Annotated in this window: 21 protein-coding genes and 1 pseudogene; 16 read left to right on the forward strand and 6 right to left on the reverse strand. The window is 73.0% G+C overall.

Translation table 11 applies throughout. The features are described 5' to 3' along the window. Positions 1-43 precede the first annotated feature (43 nt). The 9 genes and pseudogenes from R6Y94_RS05645 to R6Y94_RS05685 all read left to right on the forward strand — a co-directional run bounded on the left by R6Y94_RS05645 (position 44) and on the right by R6Y94_RS05685 (position 7941). A complete protein-coding gene (locus R6Y94_RS05645; protein ID WP_318394696.1) occupies positions 44-2845 on the forward strand; it encodes a M14 family zinc carboxypeptidase in 2802 nt (933 codons plus the stop codon). Positions 2846-3084: 239 nt separating this feature from the next. Then, positions 3085-3477, forward strand: a pseudogene (locus R6Y94_RS05650) (DUF5753 domain-containing protein); the annotation flags it as partial. Between the two features lie 71 nt (positions 3478-3548). Further along, positions 3549-3740 (forward strand): DUF397 domain-containing protein, encoded by a 192-nt coding sequence (locus R6Y94_RS05655; RefSeq protein WP_318394697.1) that lies wholly within the window; start codon positions 3549-3551, stop codon positions 3738-3740. Positions 3741-3770: 30 nt separating this feature from the next. Next, a complete protein-coding gene (locus tag R6Y94_RS05660; RefSeq protein WP_318394698.1) occupies positions 3771-4130 on the forward strand; it encodes a VOC family protein in 360 nt (119 codons plus the stop codon). A 78-nt stretch (positions 4131-4208) separates the two neighbouring features. Further along, entirely contained in the window at positions 4209-4403 is a 195-nt protein-coding gene (locus R6Y94_RS45030; protein WP_412102692.1) for an NUDIX domain-containing protein, read from the forward strand. A 299-nt stretch (positions 4404-4702) separates the two neighbouring features. Then, on the forward strand, positions 4703-5311 hold the full coding sequence (locus tag R6Y94_RS05670; RefSeq protein ID WP_318394699.1) for a hypothetical protein: 609 nt from the start codon (positions 4703-4705) through the stop codon (positions 5309-5311). A 21-nt stretch (positions 5312-5332) separates the two neighbouring features. Beyond that, a complete protein-coding gene (locus R6Y94_RS05675) occupies positions 5333-5971 on the forward strand; it encodes a hypothetical protein (protein WP_318394700.1) in 639 nt (212 codons plus the stop codon). 132 nt (positions 5972-6103) lie between these two features. Continuing rightward, positions 6104-7267 carry an acyl-CoA dehydrogenase family protein gene (locus R6Y94_RS05680; RefSeq protein ID WP_318394701.1) on the forward strand — a complete coding sequence of 388 codons (1164 nt, stop codon included), beginning with the start codon at positions 6104-6106 and terminating at the stop codon, positions 7265-7267. A 113-nt stretch (positions 7268-7380) separates the two neighbouring features. Further along, positions 7381-7941, forward strand: a complete 561-nt coding sequence (locus tag R6Y94_RS05685; protein ID WP_318394702.1) for a Uma2 family endonuclease — start codon at positions 7381-7383, stop codon at positions 7939-7941. A gap of 89 nt (positions 7942-8030) precedes the next feature. Here the strand turns inward: R6Y94_RS05685 and R6Y94_RS05690 are convergent, their stop codons facing one another. Continuing rightward, the gene (locus tag R6Y94_RS05690) at positions 8031-9053 is read right to left on the reverse strand and encodes a hypothetical protein (protein ID WP_318394703.1); all 1023 of its coding nucleotides are present in this window, start codon (positions 9051-9053) and stop codon (positions 8031-8033) included. A 108-nt stretch (positions 9054-9161) separates the two neighbouring features. Beyond that, positions 9162-9824: a hypothetical protein gene (locus tag R6Y94_RS05695; RefSeq protein WP_318394704.1), complete on the reverse strand. Its 663-nt coding sequence runs from the start codon at positions 9822-9824 to the stop codon at positions 9162-9164. A 156-nt stretch (positions 9825-9980) separates the two neighbouring features. Between R6Y94_RS05695 and R6Y94_RS05700 the strand changes: the two genes are divergently transcribed. Continuing rightward, positions 9981-10520, forward strand: coding sequence for an acyl-CoA thioesterase (locus tag R6Y94_RS05700; protein WP_318394705.1), 540 nt, complete (start codon positions 9981-9983; stop codon positions 10518-10520). A 269-nt stretch (positions 10521-10789) separates the two neighbouring features. Next, positions 10790-12808, forward strand: coding sequence for an acetoacetate--CoA ligase (locus tag R6Y94_RS05705; RefSeq protein ID WP_318394736.1), 2019 nt, complete (start codon positions 10790-10792; stop codon positions 12806-12808). A gap of 72 nt (positions 12809-12880) precedes the next feature. Here the strand turns inward: R6Y94_RS05705 and R6Y94_RS05710 are convergent, their stop codons facing one another. Then, the gene (locus tag R6Y94_RS05710; protein ID WP_318394706.1) at positions 12881-13588 is read right to left on the reverse strand and encodes a TIGR03089 family protein; all 708 of its coding nucleotides are present in this window, start codon (positions 13586-13588) and stop codon (positions 12881-12883) included. Positions 13589-13830: 242 nt separating this feature from the next. On the opposite strand from R6Y94_RS05710, the gene R6Y94_RS05715 reads away from it, so the two are divergent. Beyond that, a complete protein-coding gene (locus tag R6Y94_RS05715; RefSeq protein ID WP_318394707.1) occupies positions 13831-14976 on the forward strand; it encodes a glycosyltransferase family 1 protein in 1146 nt (381 codons plus the stop codon). A gap of 76 nt (positions 14977-15052) precedes the next feature. After that, positions 15053-16159 (forward strand): mannose-1-phosphate guanylyltransferase, encoded by a 1107-nt coding sequence (locus R6Y94_RS05720; RefSeq protein WP_318394708.1) that lies wholly within the window; start codon positions 15053-15055, stop codon positions 16157-16159. 3 nt (positions 16160-16162) lie between these two features. Here the strand turns inward: R6Y94_RS05720 and R6Y94_RS05725 are convergent, their stop codons facing one another. Beyond that, complete coding sequence (locus tag R6Y94_RS05725) at positions 16163-16759, reverse strand: NUDIX hydrolase (RefSeq protein WP_412102693.1); 597 nt, start codon at positions 16757-16759, stop codon at positions 16163-16165. Between the two features lie 37 nt (positions 16760-16796). Between R6Y94_RS05725 and R6Y94_RS05730 the strand changes: the two genes are divergently transcribed. Both R6Y94_RS05730 and R6Y94_RS05735 read left to right on the forward strand, forming a co-directional pair. Continuing rightward, complete coding sequence (locus R6Y94_RS05730; protein WP_318394709.1) at positions 16797-17855, forward strand: hypothetical protein; 1059 nt, start codon at positions 16797-16799, stop codon at positions 17853-17855. A 477-nt stretch (positions 17856-18332) separates the two neighbouring features. Further along, positions 18333-19352, forward strand: coding sequence for a winged helix-turn-helix domain-containing protein (locus R6Y94_RS05735; protein WP_318394710.1), 1020 nt, complete (start codon positions 18333-18335; stop codon positions 19350-19352). A 101-nt stretch (positions 19353-19453) separates the two neighbouring features. Here the strand turns inward: R6Y94_RS05735 and R6Y94_RS05740 are convergent, their stop codons facing one another. Together R6Y94_RS05740 and cofD are read right to left on the reverse strand one after the other, a co-directional pair. Then, positions 19454-20623: a coenzyme F420-0:L-glutamate ligase gene (locus tag R6Y94_RS05740; protein WP_318394711.1), complete on the reverse strand. Its 1170-nt coding sequence runs from the start codon at positions 20621-20623 to the stop codon at positions 19454-19456. Next, positions 20620-21582 carry a 2-phospho-L-lactate transferase gene (gene cofD, locus R6Y94_RS05745; protein ID WP_318394712.1) on the reverse strand — a complete coding sequence of 321 codons (963 nt, stop codon included), beginning with the start codon at positions 21580-21582 and terminating at the stop codon, positions 20620-20622. The genes R6Y94_RS05740 and cofD overlap by 4 nt, the downstream gene beginning before the upstream one ends. A gap of 99 nt (positions 21583-21681) precedes the next feature. Between cofD and R6Y94_RS05750 the strand changes: the two genes are divergently transcribed. After that, positions 21682-22764 carry a hypothetical protein gene (locus tag R6Y94_RS05750; RefSeq protein ID WP_318394713.1) on the forward strand — a complete coding sequence of 361 codons (1083 nt, stop codon included), beginning with the start codon at positions 21682-21684 and terminating at the stop codon, positions 22762-22764. Positions 22765-22806 lie beyond the last annotated feature (42 nt).

Genomic DNA, 22806 nt, shown 5'->3' on the forward strand with positions numbered 1-22806 from the left:
TTCGAAGTTCCCCCCGACGACCTCTCCGAAGCCTCCCAGATCGATGTCCCGGCGACTCGGCGGGGCCGCGGTCGCCCTGCTGCTCGCCCCACTGCCGCTGCTGCCCGGCACCCCGGCCGGCGCCCACCCCGGCAAGCCGCCGACCTCGGCGGGGTGCAGCCAGGACCCGTCCGCCCGGCTGACCGGGGTGCCGAACCCGGAGCAGCACCTCGGCTTCCCGCTCGGCCTCGGCCAGCAACGGGTGGTCACCGACGACGAGATCCGCTCGTACCTCGGTGCCGTCGACGCCGCCTCGGACCGGGTGGTCACCGGCAACCTGGGCAACAGCGTGCTCGGCCAGTCGATGCCGTACGCGATCGTCTCCGACCCCGACCACCTGCGCCGCGGCGAGCTGGAGCGGATCGCCGAGGACATCCGCGACCTGCGTGACCCGCGCAGGCTGTCGGACCGGAAGGCGGCGGAGATCGCCGCGAAGGGCCCGGCGATCGTCTGGGTGACCGGCAACGTGCACGGCGGCGAGTTCTCCGGCGGCGACGCCGCGCTGAAGACCCTCTACGAGCTGGCCGCCGGGCTCTCCTGCGAGGTACGCGAGCGCAACGACAACCTCGTCACGGTCATCGTGCCGACGCAGAACCCGGACGGCCGGGACGCCGGCCGCCGGCAGAACGAGTACGGCTTCGACCTGAACCGGGACTGGTTCTCGCGTACCCAGCCGGAGACCGACGCCAAGCTGGAGATGCTGCGCCGCTATCCGCCGCAGGTCTTCGTCGACGCGCACGAGATGGGCGGCGAAGGGTACTTCTTCCCGCCGAACGCGGACCCGATCCACCACGAGATCTCCGACGAGGCGGTCGACTGGATCAACCGGATCGGCGCGGCCAACTCCGCCGCCTTCGGCTACAACGGCGCCTGCACCGACACGATCACCAGCGAGTGCTACTTCAACTACGACACCTACGACATGTTCTTCATGGGGTACGGCGACACGGTGCCGGCCACCGGCTTCGGCGCCGCCGGGATGACGTACGAGAAGGGCCGCGAGTCGGCGGTACAGGACCGGGTGCAGCAGCAGTTCAACACCCAGTGGGCGACCGTCGGCTGGGCCTCGGCGAACCGGCGCGAGATCCTGTCGGACTACTTCCGGATCTGGAAGGATGCCCTGGCCGAGGGGCGGGCCGGCAAGCTCCAGCCCAACGAGGTCGTGCAGCCGACCAACGAGGTCCAGTTCCCGGTGCCGGACGTGACGATCCGGTCGTACTTCCTGCTGCCGGACCGGCAGCTCGGCGACGTACGGCAACTCGTCGAGCGGCTGCGCCGGATGGACGTCGAGGTGTACCGGCTGACGAAGTCGGTGAAGGTGCCGAACGCCAGGATCTTCGGCGGCCGGTCGGCCCGGAACCACACCGTGCCGGAGGGCGCGTACTGGATCCCGATGGAGCAGCCGCAGAAGCACTGGATCCAGGCGATCCTGGGCGAGGACCCGTACGTTCCGTTCCCGTACTTCTACGACGTCTCGTCCTGGAGCAACCCGCTGCTGATGGGTGTGCAGACGGTCTACACCGGTGACAAGCTCTCGCCGAGGGTGGAACGGGTCCGGGGCATCGACGGCGGGCGGGAGGCGGGCGCGCCGAGGCACGGCTCGTACGCGTACCCGCTGGACTCGGCGGCGGCGGCCGAGCTGACCTTCAAGCTGCTCGGCGCGGGCGTCGAGCTGCGCCGCGACCAGCGCAGCGGGGTCGTGACGCTGCCGGCGGCCAGCCTGACCGGCGGGCGCGACCAGCTCGCCCGCTCCCTCGGGGTGACCCTGACCGCCCGCCGGAGCGGTCCGGCCGGCACCAGGCTGGCCCTGCCCGACGTCGGGCTGTTCGCCGGCACCGGCATCTCCACCACCGCCGGGTCGCACGGCGAGGCCCGGTACGTGCTCGGCGACCAGTGGGGACTCGACCTCACCCCGGTCAGCACGGCGGACATCAACGACAACACCGCCGCCTTCACCGGCCGGACCGCCCTGCTGGTGCCGGACGGCAGCAACCCGACCGGTGGACTCACCGCCGCCGGCCAGGCCAACCTGCGGGCCTGGGTGGCGGCCGGTGGCACCTACCTCGGGCTGCGCAACCAGGGCACCCGGATGGCCCGCTCCGCCGGGCTCACCTCGACCGTCGAGCTGTCGAAGCCGACCGGTTACACGGTGATCGGTTCGCACCTGCGGGTCGACGTGGACCGGAGCAGCCCGGTCGGGCTGGGCCGGCCGGCCGAGGACTTCGAGTTCAACAACAACGACTCGATCCTGTCGCCCAGCACCACGGGTAAGAACGTGTTGACGTACCCGACCGACGGGCGGTTCTGGCTCAACGGCTTCACCGAGCACGCGGACGCGCTGAAGGGCACGGTCGCGCTGGTCGACGAGCCGACCGGGGCCGGCCGGGCGGTGCTGTTCGCTTTCAACCCGCTGTTCCGGGCGTACAACGAGAGCGGGCTGCACCTGGTCGCCAACGCGCTGCTGGCGCCGTCGTCGGCTCCGGCGGTTGCGGCGTCGCCGGGTGCCCGGGCGAAGGCTCCGGCCGTACCGCCGGCCCGGGCCGCCGCAGCGGCGGCGCCGGCAGCGGAGAACCTGGGCGGCGAGTGGCGGCCGATCTCCATCCGGGTCGCCGCCAGCGACCTGGACCGGGCCCGGGCGATCGTCGCCCGGCACACCGGGGACGCGCAGGTCGGTACGGCGAACGGGACGGCGTACCTGACCATCCCGAACCCGGAGGGTCTGTCGTCGGACGAGCACCCGTTCCTGCGTGAGTTGGTACGCGAGATCCGCGCGGCGGGCATCCCGCTGCGTTCCGTCGTCGGCTAGCCGACAGAGGTATCGGTGGAGGGTGGGAGACGGCTCCCACCCTCCACCGTTTCTGTCGACGTTTCGGGATTCATTCCGGCGTGCCGTGCGCCGGCCTGTCGTCGGGCTGGTCCGTTCGTTCAGCCAGTGCGATCAAGGTCTCCGGATCGTTGATCGCCGCCTTCGAGACCGATCGCCGCATCCCCAAGCCGGACACCGCACAACGACTGGACGAACTCTTCGGCACGGGCAACCTTGTCGTGGGACTGGCGGCCGACGCCCGCAAGGGCTACGCCCCGGACTGGTTCCGACCGTTCGATGACTACGAGCGCGAGGCGCTGGCGTTGCGGAAGTATGAACCGCTCTACATTCCGGGGCTGCTTCAGACCGAGGCATACGCCCGGGCGGTGCTGGCGGCCGGCCTACTCGATACGGATAAGGCGGAGGAGTTGTTGACCGTCAGGTTCGAGCGCCAGGCCGCCATCCTGAATGGCCCACGTCCGCCGTTGACGACATTCGTGATCGACGAAGCGGCGCTCCTGCGCGGTGACCCGACCATCATGCAGGAGCAACTTCGACAGCTGCTCAGCCTGGGTGCGCGTCCCCGTGTCTCGTTGCACGTCGTGCCGCTCGCCGCCGGGCTGTATGTCGGGCAGAGCGGTACGCTCGGTGGCACTTCCCCGGAACCTCACCCACGATGTGATCTCGAAGCTGGTGAACGGATATGGCCGCTGGCAATGCCGAATGGCGGAAGTCATCGCGTTCGAACTCCAACGGTGGTGACTGTGTCGAGGTCGCGGGTGACCTGGCGCCTGGTGTTGTCGGGGTGCGGGACAGTAAGGATCGGCAGGGGCCGGTGCTGACCTTCGGGTCTTCGGCCTGGCGAACGTTCCTCCGGGGCGTCGCTACCCGCTGACCCCGCTCGACCCTGTGAGGATCCGCGGCGATGCGAATGAACCACCTGGGCCTGCCGGTACGCGACCCGCAGCGCAGCGTGCGCTTCTACCACGCCTATTTCGGCTTCGACCCGGCTACGGCACGGCGGTATTCGGACGGCACGGTGATCGTCCGCGACGCTGACGGCTTCGACCTCGCCCTGCACGCCGTCGAGGCCGTCGACGCGCTGCCGGCGTTCCTGCACTTCGGCTTTCGGCTGGCCCAACCAGACGACGTCCGTACGCTGCTGCGCCGCCTGGAGGCCGACGCCGTCGAGGTTATCGAGCGGTACGACGACCCGGAGTACACCGCGTTCAAATGCCTAGACCCAGACGCCCATCGTGTGGAGGTCTACTGGGAGCCGTCGTGAGCGTCACCCGTGATCCCGTAGCGTTCGGCTCGCCATGACCGGCCGGACGCTCCCTGATCACGAGGGCCGCCCGGCGAGGTGGATGGGCGCGGGCTGCTCTTCACTGATCCGGCCGGTCGGGTGCTGCTGGTCGAGCCGACCTACAAGGAGCACTGGGAGATTCCGGGCGGCTGCGTCGAGGCGGACGAGTCGCTCCGCCGGGTGCGGGCCGCACGGCATGCACTCTCGCACGGCGGGACCGGTTACCTGGAGGACGGCCGACCGACCGCCTGACCCGACACCACCTGCCCAGCAGACTGTCGAGCTGCCCCGCTTGTGCACCCACTGGTTCAGCCCCACTGTTCCGGCTGCCCCGTCTGTGCACCCAGCTCGACAGTCTCCGTGTGAGGTAGTGTCGCGTCCCTCGTCTATGCACCCAGCGCTACCGCCTCCGCGCCAGGGAACTGTCACCAGATCGTCCCCAACCAGGGCCGTATCCGGCCAGCTCGCGTCGTCGGCGACCGGTCCTCCTCGGGTTAGCCCGACCATGGAATCTGTGCTCAGCCCTACCGGAGATCGGGCAGGTGCCCGGCGTGTCTGACGGCGCCGTCGGGCCGACGCTGATGGGCATGGACAGAAGCCTCATCAAGCTGAGCGGCGTCGCCGCGCTCACCGCACTGGCGGTGCTCGCCGTGTCGACCGCGAGCGCGGGCTCGACCACGACCGCCGCGTCGACCGGTTCCGCCGGGTGGCGCGGCACGGTGGTGTCGGTGTCGGACACTCCGGTCCTGAGCATGAAGCAGGAGCAGGTCGAGGAGTTCCTCGAACCCCTCGGGGTGTACGTGCCACAGGCGCGGCACGGCGTGGACGCGTACCAGATCGTCTACCGCACGGTCGACGTGCGCGGTCGGGCGACCACCGCCAGTTCGCTGGCCGCGCTGCCCCGCACCAACGACCGGCGGCTCCGGCTGGCCGTGTGGCTGCACGGGACGCAGTCGTACCGGCTCGACGCGCCCTCGGTGAGTGAGTGCTGCGACCGGGCGGCGGTGGTGCTCTTCGCCTCGCTGGGCTACGCGGCCACCGCGCCCGACTACCTCGGGCTCGGCGCCGGCCCCGGCACCCACCCCTACTTCCACGCGGAGACGGCGGTGAGCGCGTCGGTCGACGCGTTGCGGGCCGCCCGGCACTTCGCGGCCCGATAAGGGCGCACCGTCGGCGGGCCGGTGGCGGTCGCCGGGTTCTCGCAGGGCGCCAACAACTCGTTCCTGCTGGCCAGGGCGCTGCAACGGGGTGCCGACCGCGACTTCTCCCTCGGCGCGCTGGCACCGATCAGCGGCGCGTACCACCTCTTCGACGTCGAGTGGCCGGCGGCGATCGGCGGGGACGTGGACCCGAAGGCGTCGACCTACTACCTGGCGTACCTCACGGTGGCGTGGAACCGGATCTACCACCTCTACGCGGACGAGTCGGAGGTGTTCCGGGACCCGTACGCGGGGCACGTCGCGACCCTGTTCGACGGTGAGCACACCATCGGGCAGACCAACGAGGCGCTGCCGGCGAAGCCGTCTGAGCTGCTGCGACCCGAGTACACCGAGATGCTGCTCCAGCCGACCGGCCGGCTGGCCGCAGCGGCGTGGATCAACGACGACGCCTGCCTCGGCTGGCGCCCGGCGGTGCCGGTCCGGATGTACGCCGCGCACGGCGACCCGGAGGCCGTCTACGCCAACAGCGAGCGGTGCGAGCGGGAGCTGCGTGGTGCCGGTGCCGACGTGACGCTGACCGACGTCGGCGACGTGGACCACATCACCTCACTGGTGCTCTCCGTCCCGCAGATCGCGACCTGGTTCGCCACGCTGCGGTGACCACCGCCCTTCGTCCGGCAGCCCTCCCCGGTCAGCGGTCGGGGAGGGCTGTCGGGACGTGGTTACTGGCGGGTATGGTTCGGATATCCGGGGCGCGGTGCCGCCGGGGGACGAGTGCCGGGGAGGGCCGCGGTGACCAGTGAGCCGTCGTTCGACGCATACCTGCTGCCGGAGGAGCACCAGGCGATCCGGGAGGCCGTCCGGGAGGTCTGCGACGCCAAGGTCGCGCCGAACGCGGCCGAGGCGGACGAGACCGGCGAGTTCCCCAAGGCGTCGTACGAGGCACTGAGAGCCGCCGACTTCCACGCCCCGCACATCCCCGAGGAGTACGGCGGGGCCGGCGCCGACGCACTCGCCACCGCGATCGTGATCGAGGAGGTGGCCCGGGCCTGTGCCTCCTCCTCGCTGATCCCGGCCGTGAACAAGCTCGGCACCATGCCGCTGCTGCTGGCTGCCTCCGACGAGCTGAAGCGGCGCTACCTGCCGCCGGTGGCCCGGGGCGAGGCGATGTTCTCGTACTGCCTCTCCGAGCCGGAGGCGGGCAGCGACGCCGCCTCGATGCTCACCCGGGCGGTCCGGGACGGCGACCACTACGTGCTCAACGGCGTCAAGCGGTGGATCACCAACGCCGGGGTGTCGGAGTACTACACGGTCTTCGCGGTGACAGATCCGGCTGCCCGTTCGCGTGGCATCTCCGCCTTCGTGGTGGAGAAGTCGGATCCGGGGGTCAGCTTCGGGGCGCCGGAGAAGAAACTCGGCATCAAGGGCTCGCCGACCCGCGAGGTCTACCTCGACAACGTGCGGATCCCGGCGGACCGCATGATCGGCGAACCGGGCACCGGCTTCGGCACCGCCATGCGGACCCTGGACCACACCCGGGTCACCATCGCCGCCCAGGCGCTCGGGATCGCGCAGGGCGCGCTGGACTACGCCAAGGCGTACGTGCTCCAGCGGCGGCAGTTCGGCAAGGCGGTCGCCGAGTTCCAGGGCATCCAGTTCATGCTCGCCGACATGGGGATGAAGCTGGAGGCGGCCCGGCAGTTGACGTACGCGGCGGCCGGGAAGTCGGAGCGCGGCGACGCTGATCTGACCTACTTCGGCGCCGCCGCGAAGTGTTTCGCCTCGGACGCCGCGATGGAGATCACCACCGACGCGGTGCAGCTCCTCGGCGGGTACGGCTACACCCGGGACTACCCGGTCGAGCGGATGATGCGGGACGCCAAGATCACCCAGATCTACGAGGGCACCAACCAGGTCCAGCGGATCGTGATGGCCCGGCAACTCCTCAAGGACTGACCCCCCGGGTGCCGGTCCTCAAGAACTGACTGCCGGATGCCGGCGCGGGCAATTGCCACGCCAGGGCCGCGCAACGCTGACCGGTGTGGATGGCCTGCGGATAGGATGGCCGCATGAGTGCGGAGGCGTTCGGCAGGCACCTGCCCGCCGTCGTCACGCTCGACGACCTGGCGGCCATGATCGCTGCTGACCAGCACGGCCATCGGTATGAGCTGAGCCCCGAGGGAGCCCTGTCGGTCATGCCGCCGCCCGATTCCGAGCATGCCGCGATCGCCAGCCGCCTCCTCGTCTGGCTCGCCATGGCGGGTTGGCCGGCCGAGCAGGTGCTACAGGCCGCCGGCATCCGGATCCCGGGTCCCGACGGCGACGGCGGCCGGATTCCCGACCTCACGGTCTGGGCCCGCGCACAGTCACGGAGTGTCTGGCTACCCCTCGCCGACCTGGTTCTGGTGATCGAGGTCGTGTCACCCGGCTCCGCGGCGATGGACGAGGTCGTCAAGCGCCGCGAGTACGCGCACGCCGGGATTCCGCGGTACTGGCTGGTCGAGCGGGACGCGGCGCAGACGGTCACGTTGCACGTCCTCGGCCCGGATCGGGCGTACGAGGTGGCGGCGAAGATGCCGCTGGCCTGGCTGTTGCAGACCAACCCGGCCGACCACCAGGTCGGCGGCTGATCCGCCGACCGGCCCGGTCAGCGGCCGTCGAGCCTCAGCGGTCGTCGAGTCTCAGTGGATCGGCCGAGTCTCAGTGGATCGGCCGAGTCTCAGCGGTCGCCGAGGCGGCGGGTCACCCCGTCCATGCCGTCGTCGTCCGGGCCTCCGCTGAACTGGGTGGTCTCGTCCGAGCGCCCGCCGAACTGCGTGGTCTCGTCGCCGCTCGGCTGGCCGGACCGGGGTGCCGGCGGCGTGAGCGGGCTGAAGGTGGGCGGCTGCGGCGGCGCGCTCGGCACCGGTGGGCCGGAGATCGGTGTCCCCGGCGCCTGCGGCCCCGGCGGCCGCCCCAGGTTGCCCGGCACGCTCGGCGGGCCGTAGTGCGGTGCACCGGCCGGGGCGTTGTACGGCGGTGCCGAGGGCGTCTGGTGCTGCGGTGCGGCGGGCCCGTAGTTCGGCGGGACGGCCGGGCCGAAGTTCGGCGGCGCGGACTGCGGGTAGCTCGGGGCGACCGAGGGGCCGTAGTTCGGCGGGTGCGGGGTGCCGGGCAGGCCGGGCGTGCCCGGTCCGCCGGGTGGCGGGAACTGACCCGCCGGGAGCTGTCCGCCGGACGGCGCCTGCCCGCCGGGCGGGAACTGCCCGCCGGGCGGGAACTGCCCGCCGGGCGGGAACTGCCCGGGTGGCGGGTAGGACGGAAAGCCGGGCTGGCCGGCGGCGCCGGGGAAGCCGGCCGGGGCCGGACGGGGCGAGCGCCAGCGCTGCGGTACGAGCACGGTGGCGCCGAGCAGCACGGCGAGCAGGGTGGCGAAGGCGCCGGACGGCGCGGTGAGCGCGAAGTCGATGCCGAGGACGGAGCGCGGCAGCACGTCGCCCATCGACCCAAAGTCGATCATGGACCACACCGCCATCACCAGGAAGAGCAGGCCGGCGACCGCCGTACCGACCGGGGACCACCGGGGCAGCAGCAGCGCGGCGAGCAGCCCGGCGACGACCGCGATCACGATGAACCCGACGAGCGTGTCCCCGGTCTCGTCCCGGGTGATCCCGCCGTTGAGCTTTATCAACCCGATCCCGGCCAACACCCAAATGATCGGCACGCTGACCAGCCCGAATACCAGCGATCCAAGGTGTCGCACTGCAACCTCCCCAACCGGGTGCCTCACGGCACCGTACCCGGACCGGGCAACGCCGGCCACGGCGTGTCGGTCCGGGGCGGGTCGATCGAACGACCCGCCCCGGCACAGTCAGCTTGTCGTACTGTCGGCCGCGTCGTCGCGCTTCGTCGCGGTCCGGGGCGGCGCCGACCACGGCGACCCGGCCTCGCGGCGCGGCAGCGGCGGCAGCGGTTCGGTGTTCGGCTCCGGGTAGCCCAGGGTCGGCGGCTTGATGTCGCTTTCCGGCGGGTTGTTCAGCAGGGACCAGTCGGTCGGGGTCGGCTCCTCCACATCGGACGACGTCGGCGCGGGGGCGGGGGCTACCGGGCCGGGCCAGCGACGCCAGCGCTGGATGCTGAAGGTGGCCATCAGCAGCAGCACGCCGACCAGGAACGTCGTGCCGTTGTCCAGCACGTCCACCAACGGCAGCGGGTCGCCGAACACCTTCCAGTTCGCCGGCACCGCGTCGCGCACGGTGAAGGGGTCGACGAACAGCCCGACGTACGGGGCGACCAGCAGCAGGCCGGCGGCGAGTGGACCGGCCGGGGAGAGCCGCAGCGTGCCGAGCAGGCCGAGCAGGATGCCCGCGACTCCGAGGTAGACGGCCCCCTGGATCAGGTTGGCCGTGTTGAAGGTACCGACTTCCACCCAGCGGGTGACGGTGCGTGCGGACCCGTCCTGACCGAGCGCGATCAGGGCCCAGGTCAGTGGTGCCGCCACCACTCCGGCGAGGAAGCTCCAGAGATGTCGCATCCGCGCACCGTACCGCCTCGGACGCCGCCCGGCAGCCTGCACTGGCGCGTCCAGCATCGATCTTGCCGACTGTCACGGAGAGATGACGGGGTGACCCGGGTAACCACCGCCACCGGCGAGGGCGGCGGCGTGGCGTGTCGCCGTACCGTTGCCGGCATGACCCAGCAGTTCTCGCCACCGCCGGCCGGCAAGCCGACCTCGTACTCCCGGGTGACGCTGAGCCGGATCATGACGGCGGTCGACGTCAACCTCTACGGCACCGTGCACGGCGGCGTGCTGATGAAGTTCGTCGACGACGTGGCCGGGGCGTCGGCGGCAAGGCACTCCGGCGGTACGGCGGTGACCGCCGCGATCGATGAGATCGTCTTCGCCGAGCCGGTCCGGGTCGGCGACCTGGTGCACGCGCACGCGCAGGTCAACTGGACCGGGCAGACCTCGATGGAGGTCGGGGTCCGGGTGGTCGCCGAGCGCTGGGACAGCGCCGAGGACGCCCCGATCGTGGTGGCCACCGCCTATCTGGTCTTCGTCGGGGTGGACGTGGCCGGCAACCCCCGCCCGGTCCGCCCGGTGCTGCCGGAGACCCCGGAGGACGAGCGGCGGTTCCGCGAGGCGGAGATCCGCCGGGCGCACCGGCTGGCGAAGCGCAAGGCGATCCAGGCGCACCGGGGCGCGGCCGACCCCTCCGTCCCCGGCTGAGCCGTCCGGCACCGACCCCCGGCCCAGACGACCGGGGGCCGGCGGGCGTCGGCCGGCGGTGCCGCTCCGGGGGCCCCGTTGACGGCCGGCGGGGTGCGCTGGTTGCGGTGCGGCCGGGGCCGGCCCACATGATCCGGAGCCGGTCAGTGTGGGCCGGGCACGCGTACCGGCGCCGGCTTCCGGGCGGAGAATTGCAGGTCGGGGTACGGCAGTATGGCGACCGGGCCCGGCACACCGGCGTGCGGGCGGTAGGGAGGAGCAGGACCATGGTGGGCGAGGTGCTCTGGACGCCGCCACCGGCCGGTGACGACCGGTCCCGGATCGGCGGCTACCTGCGCTGGCTGAGCCGGCACCGCGGCCTCGACTTCGACGACTACGCCGCGCTGTGGCGCTGGTCGGTCACCGACCTCGACGGCTTCTGGCGCTCGATCTGGGACTACTTCCAGGTCCGAGCCCACACCGAGCCGACCGCGACCCTGGTCGACACCGCCATGCCCGGTACCCGCTGGTTCCCCGGCGCCACCCTCAACTACGCCGAGCACGTACTCCGGATGCCCGGGATGGCCGACGACGAGCCGGTGGTGATCGCGCACAGTCAGACCCGCGCCCCGGTCACCCTGACCGCCGCCGAGCTGCGCGAGCAGGTACGCCGGGTCCGGGCCGGACTGGTCCGGCTGGGCGTCGGCCCCGGCGACCGGGTGGCGGCGTACGCCCCGAACATCCCCGAGACGTTCGTGCTGATGCTCGCCACCGCCAGCCTCGGCGCGGTCTTCTCCTCCTGCGCCCCCGAGTTCGGCACCCGCAGCGTGCTCGACCGCTGGCGGCAGATCGCCCCGACCGTGCTGGTGGCGGTCGACGGCTACCGGTACGGCGACAGGCCCGTCGACCGCAGGGCCGAGCTGGCGACGATCCGGGCCGAGCTGACGTCGGTCGTACACATGGTGGTGCTGCCCCATCTGGAGCCGGACGCCGCGCCGCCGGACGGCGCCCTGGGCTGGGCGGAGCTGGCGGCCCCGACCGGCGAGCCGCTCGCCTTCACGCCGGTGCCCTTCGACCACCCGCTCTACGTGCTCTATTCGTCGGGCACCACCGGGCTGCCGAAGCCGATCGTGCACGGGCACGGCGGCATCCTGCTCGAACACCTGAAGATGCTGGCGCTGCACCACGACCTCGGCCCGGGGGACCGGTTCTTCTGGTTCACCACCACCGGCTGGATGATGTGGAACTTCCTGGTCTCCGGCCCGGCGGTGGGCGCGGCGATCGTGCTCTTCGACGGCAATCCGGCGGTCCGGGCCGAGCCGGGCCGGCCGGCCGAGCCGGACCTGGGCACGCTGTGGCGGCTCGCCGCCGAGACCGGCACCACCTACTTCGGCACCTCGGCACCGTTCCTGCTGGCCTGCCGCAAGGCCGGGCTGCGCCCGGCCGAGCTGGCCGACCTCTCCGCCGTGCGCGGGGTCGGTTCGACCGGTGCGCCGCTGCCGGCCGAGGGCTTCCGCTGGGTGTACGACTCCGTCGGCGCCGACCTGCGGCTCGACTCGATCTCCGGCGGCACCGACGTCTGTACCGGTTTTGTCGGCGGCGTGCCGCTGCTGCCGGTCGTCGCCGGCGAGATCACCTGCCGCTGCCTGGGCGCCCGGGTGGAGGCGCGCTCGGCCGGCGGCGACCCGGTGATCGACCAGCTCGGCGAGTTGGTGATCACGGCGCCGATGCCGAGCATGCCGGTCGGGTTCTGGAACGACCCGGACGGCCGCCGCTACCGGGAGGCGTACTTCGACGTCTACCCGGGGGTATGGCGGCACGGGGACTGGATCACCGTCACCGAGCGGGGCAGTTGTGTGATCACCGGCCGCTCCGACGCCACCCTCAACCGGGGCGGGGTACGCCTCGGTACCGCCGAGTTCTATTCGGTGGTGGAGGGGCTGCCCGAGGTGACCGACTCGCTGGTGGTGCACCTGGAGGACGACGAGGGCGGCACGGGGGAGCTGCTGCTCTTCGTCGTACTCGCGCCGGGGCTGGAGCTGGGTCCGGAGCTGACCGCGCGGATGAACCGGGAACTGCGTACCGGGCTGTCGCCCCGGCACGTGCCGGACGAGATCCACCAGGTGGGGGCGGTGCCGAGGACGCTGTCGGCGAAGAAGCTGGAGGTGCCGGTGAAGAAGATCCTCACCGGCGCGCCGGTGGACTCGGCCGCCGCCACCGGCGCGCTGGCCAACCCGGAGTCGCTGCTCGCCTTCGAGCGTTTCGCCCGGCAGCGGATTGCCGAGCGGCGGAGCGTCGCCGAGCGGTAGCGGACCGCCGAGCGGCGGAGCGTCGCGGAGCCGCAGGCGGGGACGGCGCCGACCGGCGCGGTGTGACGTCGGTTACGTCAGCCGAACCGTTACCTTCTCCGCCGCCGCCCGGTCGGCCAACCGGGCCGGGTCGAGGTTGCCGCAGAGCACCGTACTGGCCCCGGCGGCCAGCGGGGCGAGCAGCCAGTCCACCGGGTCCGGGTGGCGGCCCGCGTCGACCAGCACCCGGTCGCCGGCCCCGATGCCCAGCTCCGTGGCGCGCTGGGCGGCCAGGTCGGCCAGTACCGGGTCCTGCGGGCCGGCGGCCGGATACGGCGTGAAGTGGTCGCCGTGCCCGCGTACCTCGATCACGTAGTCGGCCCAGCCGGGCGGCAGCTCCCGTACCGGGGCGGCGAGCGGGGCCAGCGCGAGGGCGTACCGGTCACCGGCCGGCCAGGCCGTCGCCTCGCCGACCCGGTCGACCGAGGCGAAGAGCACCTCGACCGGCTGCGGGGCCGACCCGTCGGGCCGGGCACCGGAGACGGCCGACCCGGTCGACCAGCAGCCGAGCAGCACGGCGGCGGTCTGCCAGTGCGGCGGCAGCAACACCCCGACGGGATCGCCCGGGGCCAGCCCGGCCGAGTCGACCAACAGGTTCGCGGTCTTGGCCACCCAGTTGGCCAGGGTCGCCCCGGAGAGTTCGGTGCGGTCTCCGGTCGCGTCGTCGTACCAGGTCAGCAGCGGTCGGGTCGGGTCGGCAGCGATCGCGGCGGCGAACAGCCCAGAGATGTTCTCGGTCATCGCCCGTGACGATACCGACCCGGCCGGCCGGCGACGGTGATCTCCGCCCCGGGCCGGTGATGATCTCTGAGCCGGCGGTCGCGGCGACGTCGGTACCCATCGTGGTGCCTTCGTCGCGTACCTGTCTGAGTCACCGGAAAGACAGTTGCCCGACGGGTCGCAGTCGACGCGTCCGGGGCGGCGCGGCGTAGGCTTGGAGTCAGTGTTGTTCCCTACATCACACTCAGCCGAGGAGTTGCCCAGTGACCGCCGGTCGCCCGCCCCGCGTGCTCATTGACGCCACCAGCGTCCCCGCCGACCGGGGCGGCGTTGGCAGATACGTCGACGGCCTGCTCGGCGCCCTGGGCAAGGTGATCGGGCCGGGTCTGGAGCTGGCCGTGGTCGGGCTGCGCACCGACGCCGAGCGATACTCGCGGATGCTGCCGGCGGCCGAGGTGATCCCGGCACCGGCGGCGGTGGCGCACCGGCCGGCTCGGCTGGCCTGGGAGCAGACCGGGCTGCCGCTGCTGGCCCAGCAGGTCGGCGCGCAGGTGCTGCACTCGCCGTTCTACACCTGTCCGCTCCGGGCCGGCTGTCCGGTGACGGTCACCGTGCACGACGCGACCTTCTTCACCGAGCCGGAGCACTACGACAAGTCGCGCCGGACCTTCTTCCGCAGCGCGATCAAGACCTCGCTGCGCCGGGCCGACCGGGTGATCGTGCCGAGCAAGGCGACCCGGGACGAGCTGATCCGGCTGCTGGACGCCGATCCGACCCGGATCGACGTGGCCTACCACGGGGTGGACCAGGCGGCGTTCCACGCGCCGAGTGACGAGGAGAAGGCCCGGGTACGCGCCCGGCTCGGCCTCGGCGGGCACAGTTACGTGGCGTTCCTCGGCGCCAAGGAGCCGCGCAAGAACGTGCCGAACCTGATCCGGGGCTGGGTGCTGGCGGTCAAGGACCGGCCGGAGCCGCCGGCCCTGGTGATCGCCGGTGGTCAGGGGCACGACGACGACATCGACCAGGCCGTCGCCGACGTACCGGCGCACCTGCGGCTGCTCCGCCCCGGCTACCTGCGCTACGCCGACCTGCCGGGCTTCCTCGGCGGTGCGCTGGTCGCCGCCTACCCGTCGTACGGCGAGGGTTTCGGGCTGCCGATCCTGGAGGCGATGGCCTGCGCCGCTCCGGTGCTCACCACACCGCGGCTGTCGCTGCCGGAGGTCGGCGGCGACGCGGTGGCGTACACCAGCGAGGATCCGCAGCAGATCGCGACCGACCTCGGTGCGCTGCTGGACGACGAGGCCCGGCGGCTCTCGCTGGCCAAGGCGGGCTTCGACCGGGCCAAGGAGTTCACCTGGGAGTCCAGCGCCGAGGTGCACCTCGCGGCATGGGGCCGGGCCCGGGCGTGAGGGGTCCCGGGCGGAATTCGGGTGTTATCAGACGGTGTGTGCGTGCCGCCCCTGACGTCTCGGGCATGATGTGGCGATGTTCTACGCCGTGATTCCGGCCGGCGGCAGTGGCACCCGTCTGTGGCCACTCTCGCGCGCCGGCCGCCCCAAATTCCTCCTCCCGCTGACCGGCTCCGACGAGTCGCTGCTCCAGGCGACCGTACGCCGGGTGCGCCCACTGTCCGCCCCGGAGAACACGTACGTGGTCACCGGTGCCGCGCACGCGGTCGCGGTGGCCCGGCAACTACCCGACGTACCGGAGGAGAACGTCCTGGTCGAACCCTCCCGCCGGGACTCCTGCGCGGCGATCGGGCTGGCGGCGGCGATCATCGCCCGGCGGGATCCGGACGCGGTGATGGGCGCCTTCTCCGCCGACCACGTGGTCGGCGACCAGACCCGCTTCCTGGAGGTGCTCAGCGCGGCGATCTCGACCGCGCGGGACGGGCTGATGGTCGCCGTCGGCATCACCCCGACCCACCCGGAGACCGGCTACGGCTATCTGGAGTCGGGCGAGCCGATCGGTGCCGGCCCGGCCCGGCAGGTCGTCCGGTTCAAGGAGAAGCCGGAGTACGACCTCGCGGTCAAGTACGTCGAGTCCGGCCGCTTCTACTGGAACGCCTCGATGTTCGTCTGGCGGGTCGACGTCTTCCTCGGCGAGCTGGCCCGGCAGCAGCCGGAGCTGTACGCCGGGCTGACCGAGATCGCCGCGGCCTGGGGCACCCCGGACCAGGCGGCCGTGCTGGACCGGGTCTGGCCGGAACTCACCAAGATCTCGGTGGACTTCGCCGTGATGGAGGGGGCGGCGGAGCGCGGCCTGGTCGCCACCGTACCGGCCGACTTCCGCTGGAACGACGTCGGCGACTTCCACACCCTGGGCGAGGCGCTGACCGGCGACGACGCGGGCAACGTGGTGCTCCGGGAGGGACCCGACGGCACGCCCCCGGCCGGCCGGGTCGTGCTGCGGGACACCGAGCGGACGGTCGTGGTGACCCAGTCCGACCGGCTGGTGGTGACCCTCGGGGTCCAGGACACCGTGGTGGTCGACATGCCGGACGCGCTCTTCGTCTGTGACCGGTCCCGGGCCCAGGAGGTCAAGGAGATCGTCGCCGCGCTGGAGGCGGAGGAGGCGCACCCCTATCTCTAGCGCTCACCGGGTCCCGGTGACCTCGCCAGGCGTCAGGTGCGGGGCCGGGCGGTTCCGCGCGTAGACCGCGAGCGCCGGTGCCACCAGTTGGGCGGTGGCGCCGGCCAGCGGCTCGGGGAGGGTGTCCGGCGGAAACCAGCCGAGCTCGACCGACTCGGCGCTGACCCGCTCCACCGCGCCGGCCGGGGCGACCGCGGCGAAGCGTACGTCGTGGTGCAGCGAGCCGCCCTGGCAGGAAACCTGGTGGATGTCCAGGTCGATCGGGGTGGGGTCGAGCCACAGCCCGGCGATCCCGGACTCCTCGGTCGCCTCCCGCAGCGCCGCCCCGGCCAGGGTACGGTCGCCGGGCTCGCAGTGCCCGCCGAGCTGCACCCAGCGGCGGAACCGGCCGTGCAGGCAGAGCAGCACCCGGCTGCCGGTGGCGTCCAGCACCAGGGCGCTGGCGGTGACGTGGCCGGCCCGGTGTGCCCGGGTCAGCGCCGCCGGACCGCCCTCGTCGAGCAGTCGCAGCGTCCGGTCCAGTGCGGCCGCCGCCTCGGCGGTGGGCGGCTGCCAGGCGGTGAGCAGGGCCGACGTGTCGGCGTACAGGGCATCGGGCACAGCGCCACCCTAGTGCGGGGCTCGTAGCATCATCGGTATGACCTGCCTTTCGTACACCGTCGAACTGGCGGTCGCCGGCAACGAGGCGAGCGACCTGCTGCCGGTACGCGCGCCCGAGGTGCTCGCCGCGTACGGCGCCCGGCGGGCGTTCTGGACCGTACTCGACGAGGGGCCGGTCGAGGGATGCCTGGCCCTGCTGGTGGAGCGGTACGACGGTAGCTGGTTGACCGCGCACGTGCCGATGGACGCCGGTGCCGAGAACGGCCGGACCGAGGACGGCGAGGCGCTGGCCCGGCACGACGGCTGGATCTACGTCTTCGGTTCGCACTTCGGCTCCAAGCGTGGGCCGTTGCGCCCCCGCCGCGCCTTCGTGGCCCGGTTCCGGGAGGCCGAGGCCGCCGCCCCGCTGCCCCGGCTGCACGTGGTACGCAACCAGTTCCGGCTGCACCGGGCGGTGAACGACGCCCTGCTGGCCGCCGGGATCGGGGTACTGCCGGCGGGGGAGCAGGTGCGGCACCTGTTCATCGCGGCGACCCGGGCCCGGGGCACCGCCCGGGCGAAGAGCTGGGTCGACCGGCTCACCGACGACGACCTGCCGGTCAACGTGGAGGCGGCGGCTTTCACCCCGACCGGCACGCTGCTGCTCGGGCTGAGGTTTCCGGTGACCGGGCGGGGCGAGCCGATCCTGGTGGAGCTGGCGGACGTGGCCGGGATGTTCGACCGGCGGAGCTGGCCCCGGGTCGTCGGGGCGTACGCGTTGACCGGGGTGACCCGGCCCGGCGAGCTGACCGGCTTCCGGGCGCTGTCGGCCCGGGACGACGGCGGGTACGACGCGGTGGTCGGCTCGATCGACGCTCTGGGCAAGCGGTCGGTGCTGCTCGACGACCATCCGACCGGCGGTGACGTGACCAGCCGGCACGTGCGGTTCCGCTGGCCGGCCGATCCGCCCGGGTCAACTGTCGCCGGTGAGCTGGTGGCGGACCTCGCCCCGCTGCACAACGTGGAGGGGCTGACCGAACTGGACGGTGCCCGCTACTACGTGACCGACGAGGACCACCGGGTCGCGTTGCTGATCGCGCCGGACCGGGAGAGCTGAACCGGCGGTAGCCGCGCCTGGCAGCGGGGCGTCTCGTTGCGGAGCCGGGCGGCCGGTCGAGGAGCGGGACGGCCCGCCGCCAAGGAGCCGGGCGGCCGGTCGAGGAGCGGGACGGCCCGCCGCCAAGGAGCCGGGCGGCCGGTCGACGAGCCGGGCGGCGGCGGCGGAGCGGAGCGGCGGCGGAGCGGGGCGGCATGGAAGCGACAACCCGGACAGCACCCTCCGCGGACAAGCGTCCGCGAACCCTCGTGGCGACCGTCCGGGTGTCGCGTTCCTCCCCTGCCCCCCGGCATGCCGCAGGGCCACCCGGCGTCCAGGACGCCGGTGACCCCGATATCGGCCTAGTGAGCATGCCCGCTGGCGCCGCCGGCCGTCGAGGTCTTTCAGTCCACGCTGAAAGACGCTGATAGATGGCACCCGGTAGAGTGCGACTGGTTGCCGGGCAAACCCCATCCGGCGATTCGGGGAGTGCGTGCCGTGCTGCGGATCTTCTTCTCCAGCGAGGACATCGCCCGGACCCGGGTCGCCCCTGCCGCGGACCAGGTCTGGGAACTGGTCCTCAGCCTGCACCTGTTGCAGGGGCGCAGCCGGGACCCGATGATGGCGGGCTGGCGCCGGGGCGTCTTCGGCGGGCTCCGCCGGGACACCGCACCGGGGCAGTTGCGGCTGCTGCTCGCCCTCAATCCGCCCCGCGGCTACTTCCCCGACTTCCTGACCCCCTACCACAGCATGTACGGCCTGGCGGCGGGGCTGGACGCCGTACGCTCCACTCCGGTCAACGCACTGGAGCGCGACCTGAACGTACTGGCCGGGGAGAGCCCGCTGCCGCTGCCCAGTACCGCCAGCGCGTTGGCCCGGGGCGACGTCGAGGTGCTGGAGCACCTCACCGACTCGATGCGGATCTACCAAGCGACCGCGATCGAGCCGTACTGGGACCGGATCCAGGCGGCGGTGGAGGCGGACCGGGCACGGCGGGCCCGGGCCCTGCTCGACGGCGGGACGGAGGGACTGCTCGCCAGTCTCCGTCCGGCGATGCGCTGGGATTCCGGGATGCTGGAGGTGCCGGACTATCCGGCCGACCGGGAACTGCACCTCGACGGGCGCGGGCTGCTGCTGGTGCCGTCGTTCTTCTGCGCCCGCATGCCGGTGACCCTGCTCGACCCCGAGCTGCCCCCGGTCCTGGTCTATCCGGTCGACCGGTTGGGCGGGCTGACGCCGGCACCGGGTGAGGGCGCCGGTCCGACACCGTCCGCCGGCGGGGAGGAGAGCCGGGCGGCGCTGGCCGCGCTGATCGGAAAGACCCGGGCCCGGGTGCTGGAGGTGGTCGGTGACGGCTGCTCGACCGGCGAGGTGGCCCGCCGGCTGAACATCTCGGCGGCGGCCGCGAGCCAGCACACCACCGTGCTGCGCAACGCCGGACTGCTGGTCAGCCACCGCGACCGCAACACCGTGCTGCACAGCCTGACCCCGCTGGGCCGGGCGATGCTGACCGGCTGAGCGGCGGCCGGGACGGGGCGGACCGCCCGGGTCCCGCCGCCCCGGGGACGCTGCCGGACGACGTGGTGAGAGACCGCGCCTGCCGGCAGCTGCGGGGGCGGTCAGAGCCCGGTGGTGGGCCCCGGCGGGATGCTGACCAGCAGGGTCGACCCGGCCCCACCGGAGGACGCCGGCAGTACGGCGGAGCCGAGGCCCTCGGCGGCGAGCGCGGCCCGCAGCCGGTGCAGGTCGGCGCCGAACCGGATCAGCACACCGGGGTCGGTGCCGGGCGGTCCGGGTGGCGCGCAGTCGAGCAGGACGCTGCTCCGGTACGCCTGGGGCGGTGCCGACCCGCCGAGCCTGTCGCGTACCCGTCGCTCGTCGGTGACCAGCGTCCAGACCGTGCCGGGCGCGACGACCCCGGCGACGGTGCGCAGGGCCCGGTCCACCGCCGCCCGGGCGAGTCCGGCGTCGGTGCCGTCCAGCACCGCCGGCACCACGGACGGGACCGGCCCGCCGGCTGTCGACTCGGCCAGGGTGGCGGCGGCGCGCAGCCCGTCGGCGCGTGCCTCGGCGGTGCCGAGGGCGAACAGGTCGTGCTCGGCGTCCCGGACCAGCGCCGCCGCGCCGCGACCGTCGTCCGGATCGGTGACACCGAGATAGCCCCGGACCACCGCGACCGGCACCTGGTCGCACTTGCCCTTGACCAGCTCGCCCGCGCCGGCCAGCTCGTCGACCACGGCCATCTGGGTGATGTTGAGCTTGTTGCCGTACGGGTCGACCTCGCCCCGGTGGTCGCGGACCGCCGGCATGCCGGCGACCCCCAGCGCCACGTCGGTGAGGCCGTTGCGCCACGGCCGGCCCATGGTGTCCGAGATGATCACCGCCACGTCGGCGCCGTGCCGCTCCCGGATCGCGGCCCGCAGCGCCCGCGCGGAGGCGTCCGGATCCTTCGGCAGCAGCACCAGCCGGGAGCGGTCCACGTTGGAGGCGTCGATCCCGGCAGAGGCCATCACGAAGCCGTGGTGGGTCTGGACGATCCGGGTCGAGCCGCGCCGGGCCACCGCTCGGGCGGTCTCGCCGGCCAGCACCTCGGCCCGGGCCGCCTCCCGCTCCGGCCCGTCGACCGGTACGTCGATCAGCCGGCCCTCCGCCTTGGAGACGATCTTGCTGGTCACCACCAGTACGTCGCCGTCGCGTAGCCAGGGCGCGGCGGTCGCGATCAGCGCCGACAGGTCGTCGCCCTCGGTGACGTCGCCGATGCCGAGCACCGGCAGCACCTCAAGTCTCATCCCAGCTCCACGGCGGTCCGGACCATGGTCGCGGTCGCCGCCTCGTCGGTCATCCACAGCGGGGCCGCCCGCACGGTCACCCCCTCGACCTCGGTCCCGGCGTCGGTGCTGTCCACCAGCCAGGCGTCCAGGATGCCACCGGCCGACCGGGCACCGTAGAGGCCACCCACCCCGGCCGCGGTGCAGGGCACCCCGAGCACCGCCAGGCAGCGGTCGGCCATCCCGCGTACCGGGGCGCCGCCGATGATCGGCGACACTCCGACCACCGGCGCGGGCCCGGCGACCAGCGCGTCCCGCAGTTCCGGCACGGCGAGCACCGGCGCGATGCTGACCACCGGGTTGCTCGGGGCGAGCAGCACCACGTCGGCTCCGGCCAGCGCGTCGCGCACCCCGGCGGCCGGCTTCGCCGCCTCCGCGCCCACGAAGACGAAGCGGGAGGTGGGCAGCTCGCCCCGGTGGCGTACCCACCACTCCTGGAAGTGGATCGCCCGCTGGGCGTCCGGGGTGTCCCCGTCCGGGTCGCGCACCACGACGTGAGTCTCCAGGCGGTCGTCGGTGGCGGGCAGCAGGCGTACCCCGGGCTGCCAGCGGGCGCAGAGCGCCTCGGTGACCGCCGAGAGGGGGTAGCCGGCGTTCAGCATGGTGGTCCGGACGAGATGGGTCGCCACGTCCCGGTCGCCGAGCCCGAACCAGGTCGGCTCCGCGCCGTACGCCGCGAGTTCCTCCTTGACGGTCCAGGTCTCGCCGGCCCGGCCCCAGCCCCGTTCCCGGTCCGCCCCGCCGCCGAGGGTGTACATGACGCTGTCCAGGTCCGGGCAGATCTTCAGGCCGTGCAGGACGACGTCGTCGCCGACGTTGACCACCGCGGTCACTTCGGCGCCGACCTGACCGGCGTACGCGCGTACGCCGGTCAGGAAGCGGGCACCGCCGATGCCCCCGGTCAATACCACGATGCGCATGGCTTCCATCCTCGCCCATCCGCTCCGGACAGGCGGCGGGCGGGCCGGCCGACTAGGCTCAGGCGACGCAGGAGTCCCGCCACCGTCTGAGGGGGAGAGTTGACCAGCCAGCCCGGGCCCGCGCCGAGCGACGCGCCGCAGGCCAGTTCGATAACCAAGCCGCTGCGCGAACTGATCGCGCTGGTGCTCCTCGGGGCGAATGCCCTCTTCCTGTTCAGCGGGCTGATCGAGCTGTTCTTCGGCGGCTGGGAGAGCTCCGACTTCGGCGACCGCTCGCTGAGTTCCTTCTACGCGTTCGTCGGCCTGGAGCAGGTGGCGCTGCCGGTGCTCGCGGTGCTGCTCGCCACGCACGTCCAACCGGTGGTCGGGCTGGCCCGGGTGATCACCCTGGCGGCGCTCGTCCAGTACGCCGTCTCGGTGCTGTTCGGCGGGATCACCCTGCTCGCCGGGATCTTCGGGCTGCTGGCCGAGACACAGTTCCGGCAGGCGTTCACCCGGACACTGGTCTTCGTCGGGGCGTACGTGATCCTGCTGGCGGTGGCCTTCCTGGTCTTCCAGGTGTGGCGGGCGCTCTTCCACGTGTCGAAGCCGAAGCCGCAGCCCGGCGTCTACGGCCAGCCCCAGCCGTACGGCCAGCCGGGCGCCTATGGCCAGCCGGGCGCGTACGGCCAGCCCGGCGGGTACGGCCAGCCGACCATGTACGGCCAGCCGGGTGCTCCGTACCAGGGCCACCCGCCCGCCGGTCAGGCCGAGCCGCACGTCTACGGCCAGCCCGTGGTCTACGGCCAGCCGACCGACTACGCCCCGCCCGCCGGTTACGGCCAGCCCGGATACGCCCCTCCGGTGCCGTCGTCGGCCCCGCCCGCGCCGTCGTCCGCCCCGCCGGCACCCGCCTCCGCGCCCCCGTCGTCGGCCCCGCCGGCACCGCGCGCCGAGTCGTCGTCCGCCCCGTCGCTCGGTGCGATCCCGTCGGTCGGGCCGGCGCCGTCGGTCGGCGCCACCCCGTCGGGTACGGCATCGCCGGAGCCGGACGAGGAGGAGACCGGGCGGACCCAGGTGATCCCGCAGCGGCCGCCGGTCGCCGACCGTACCCAGCGGATCAACCCGGCCAGTCAGCAGCCCTCAGCCGGCGCCCAGCCACCGCCGCCGGACCGGGGCGACGACCCGACCCAGCCGCGCTGAGGCCCACCGCGACGGCGCCCCGGTGCCTGGCGGCGCCGGCTC

Source organism: Plantactinospora sp. KLBMP9567, assembly GCF_033446045.1.
Lineage (GTDB): Bacteria > Actinomycetota > Actinomycetes > Mycobacteriales > Micromonosporaceae > Plantactinospora.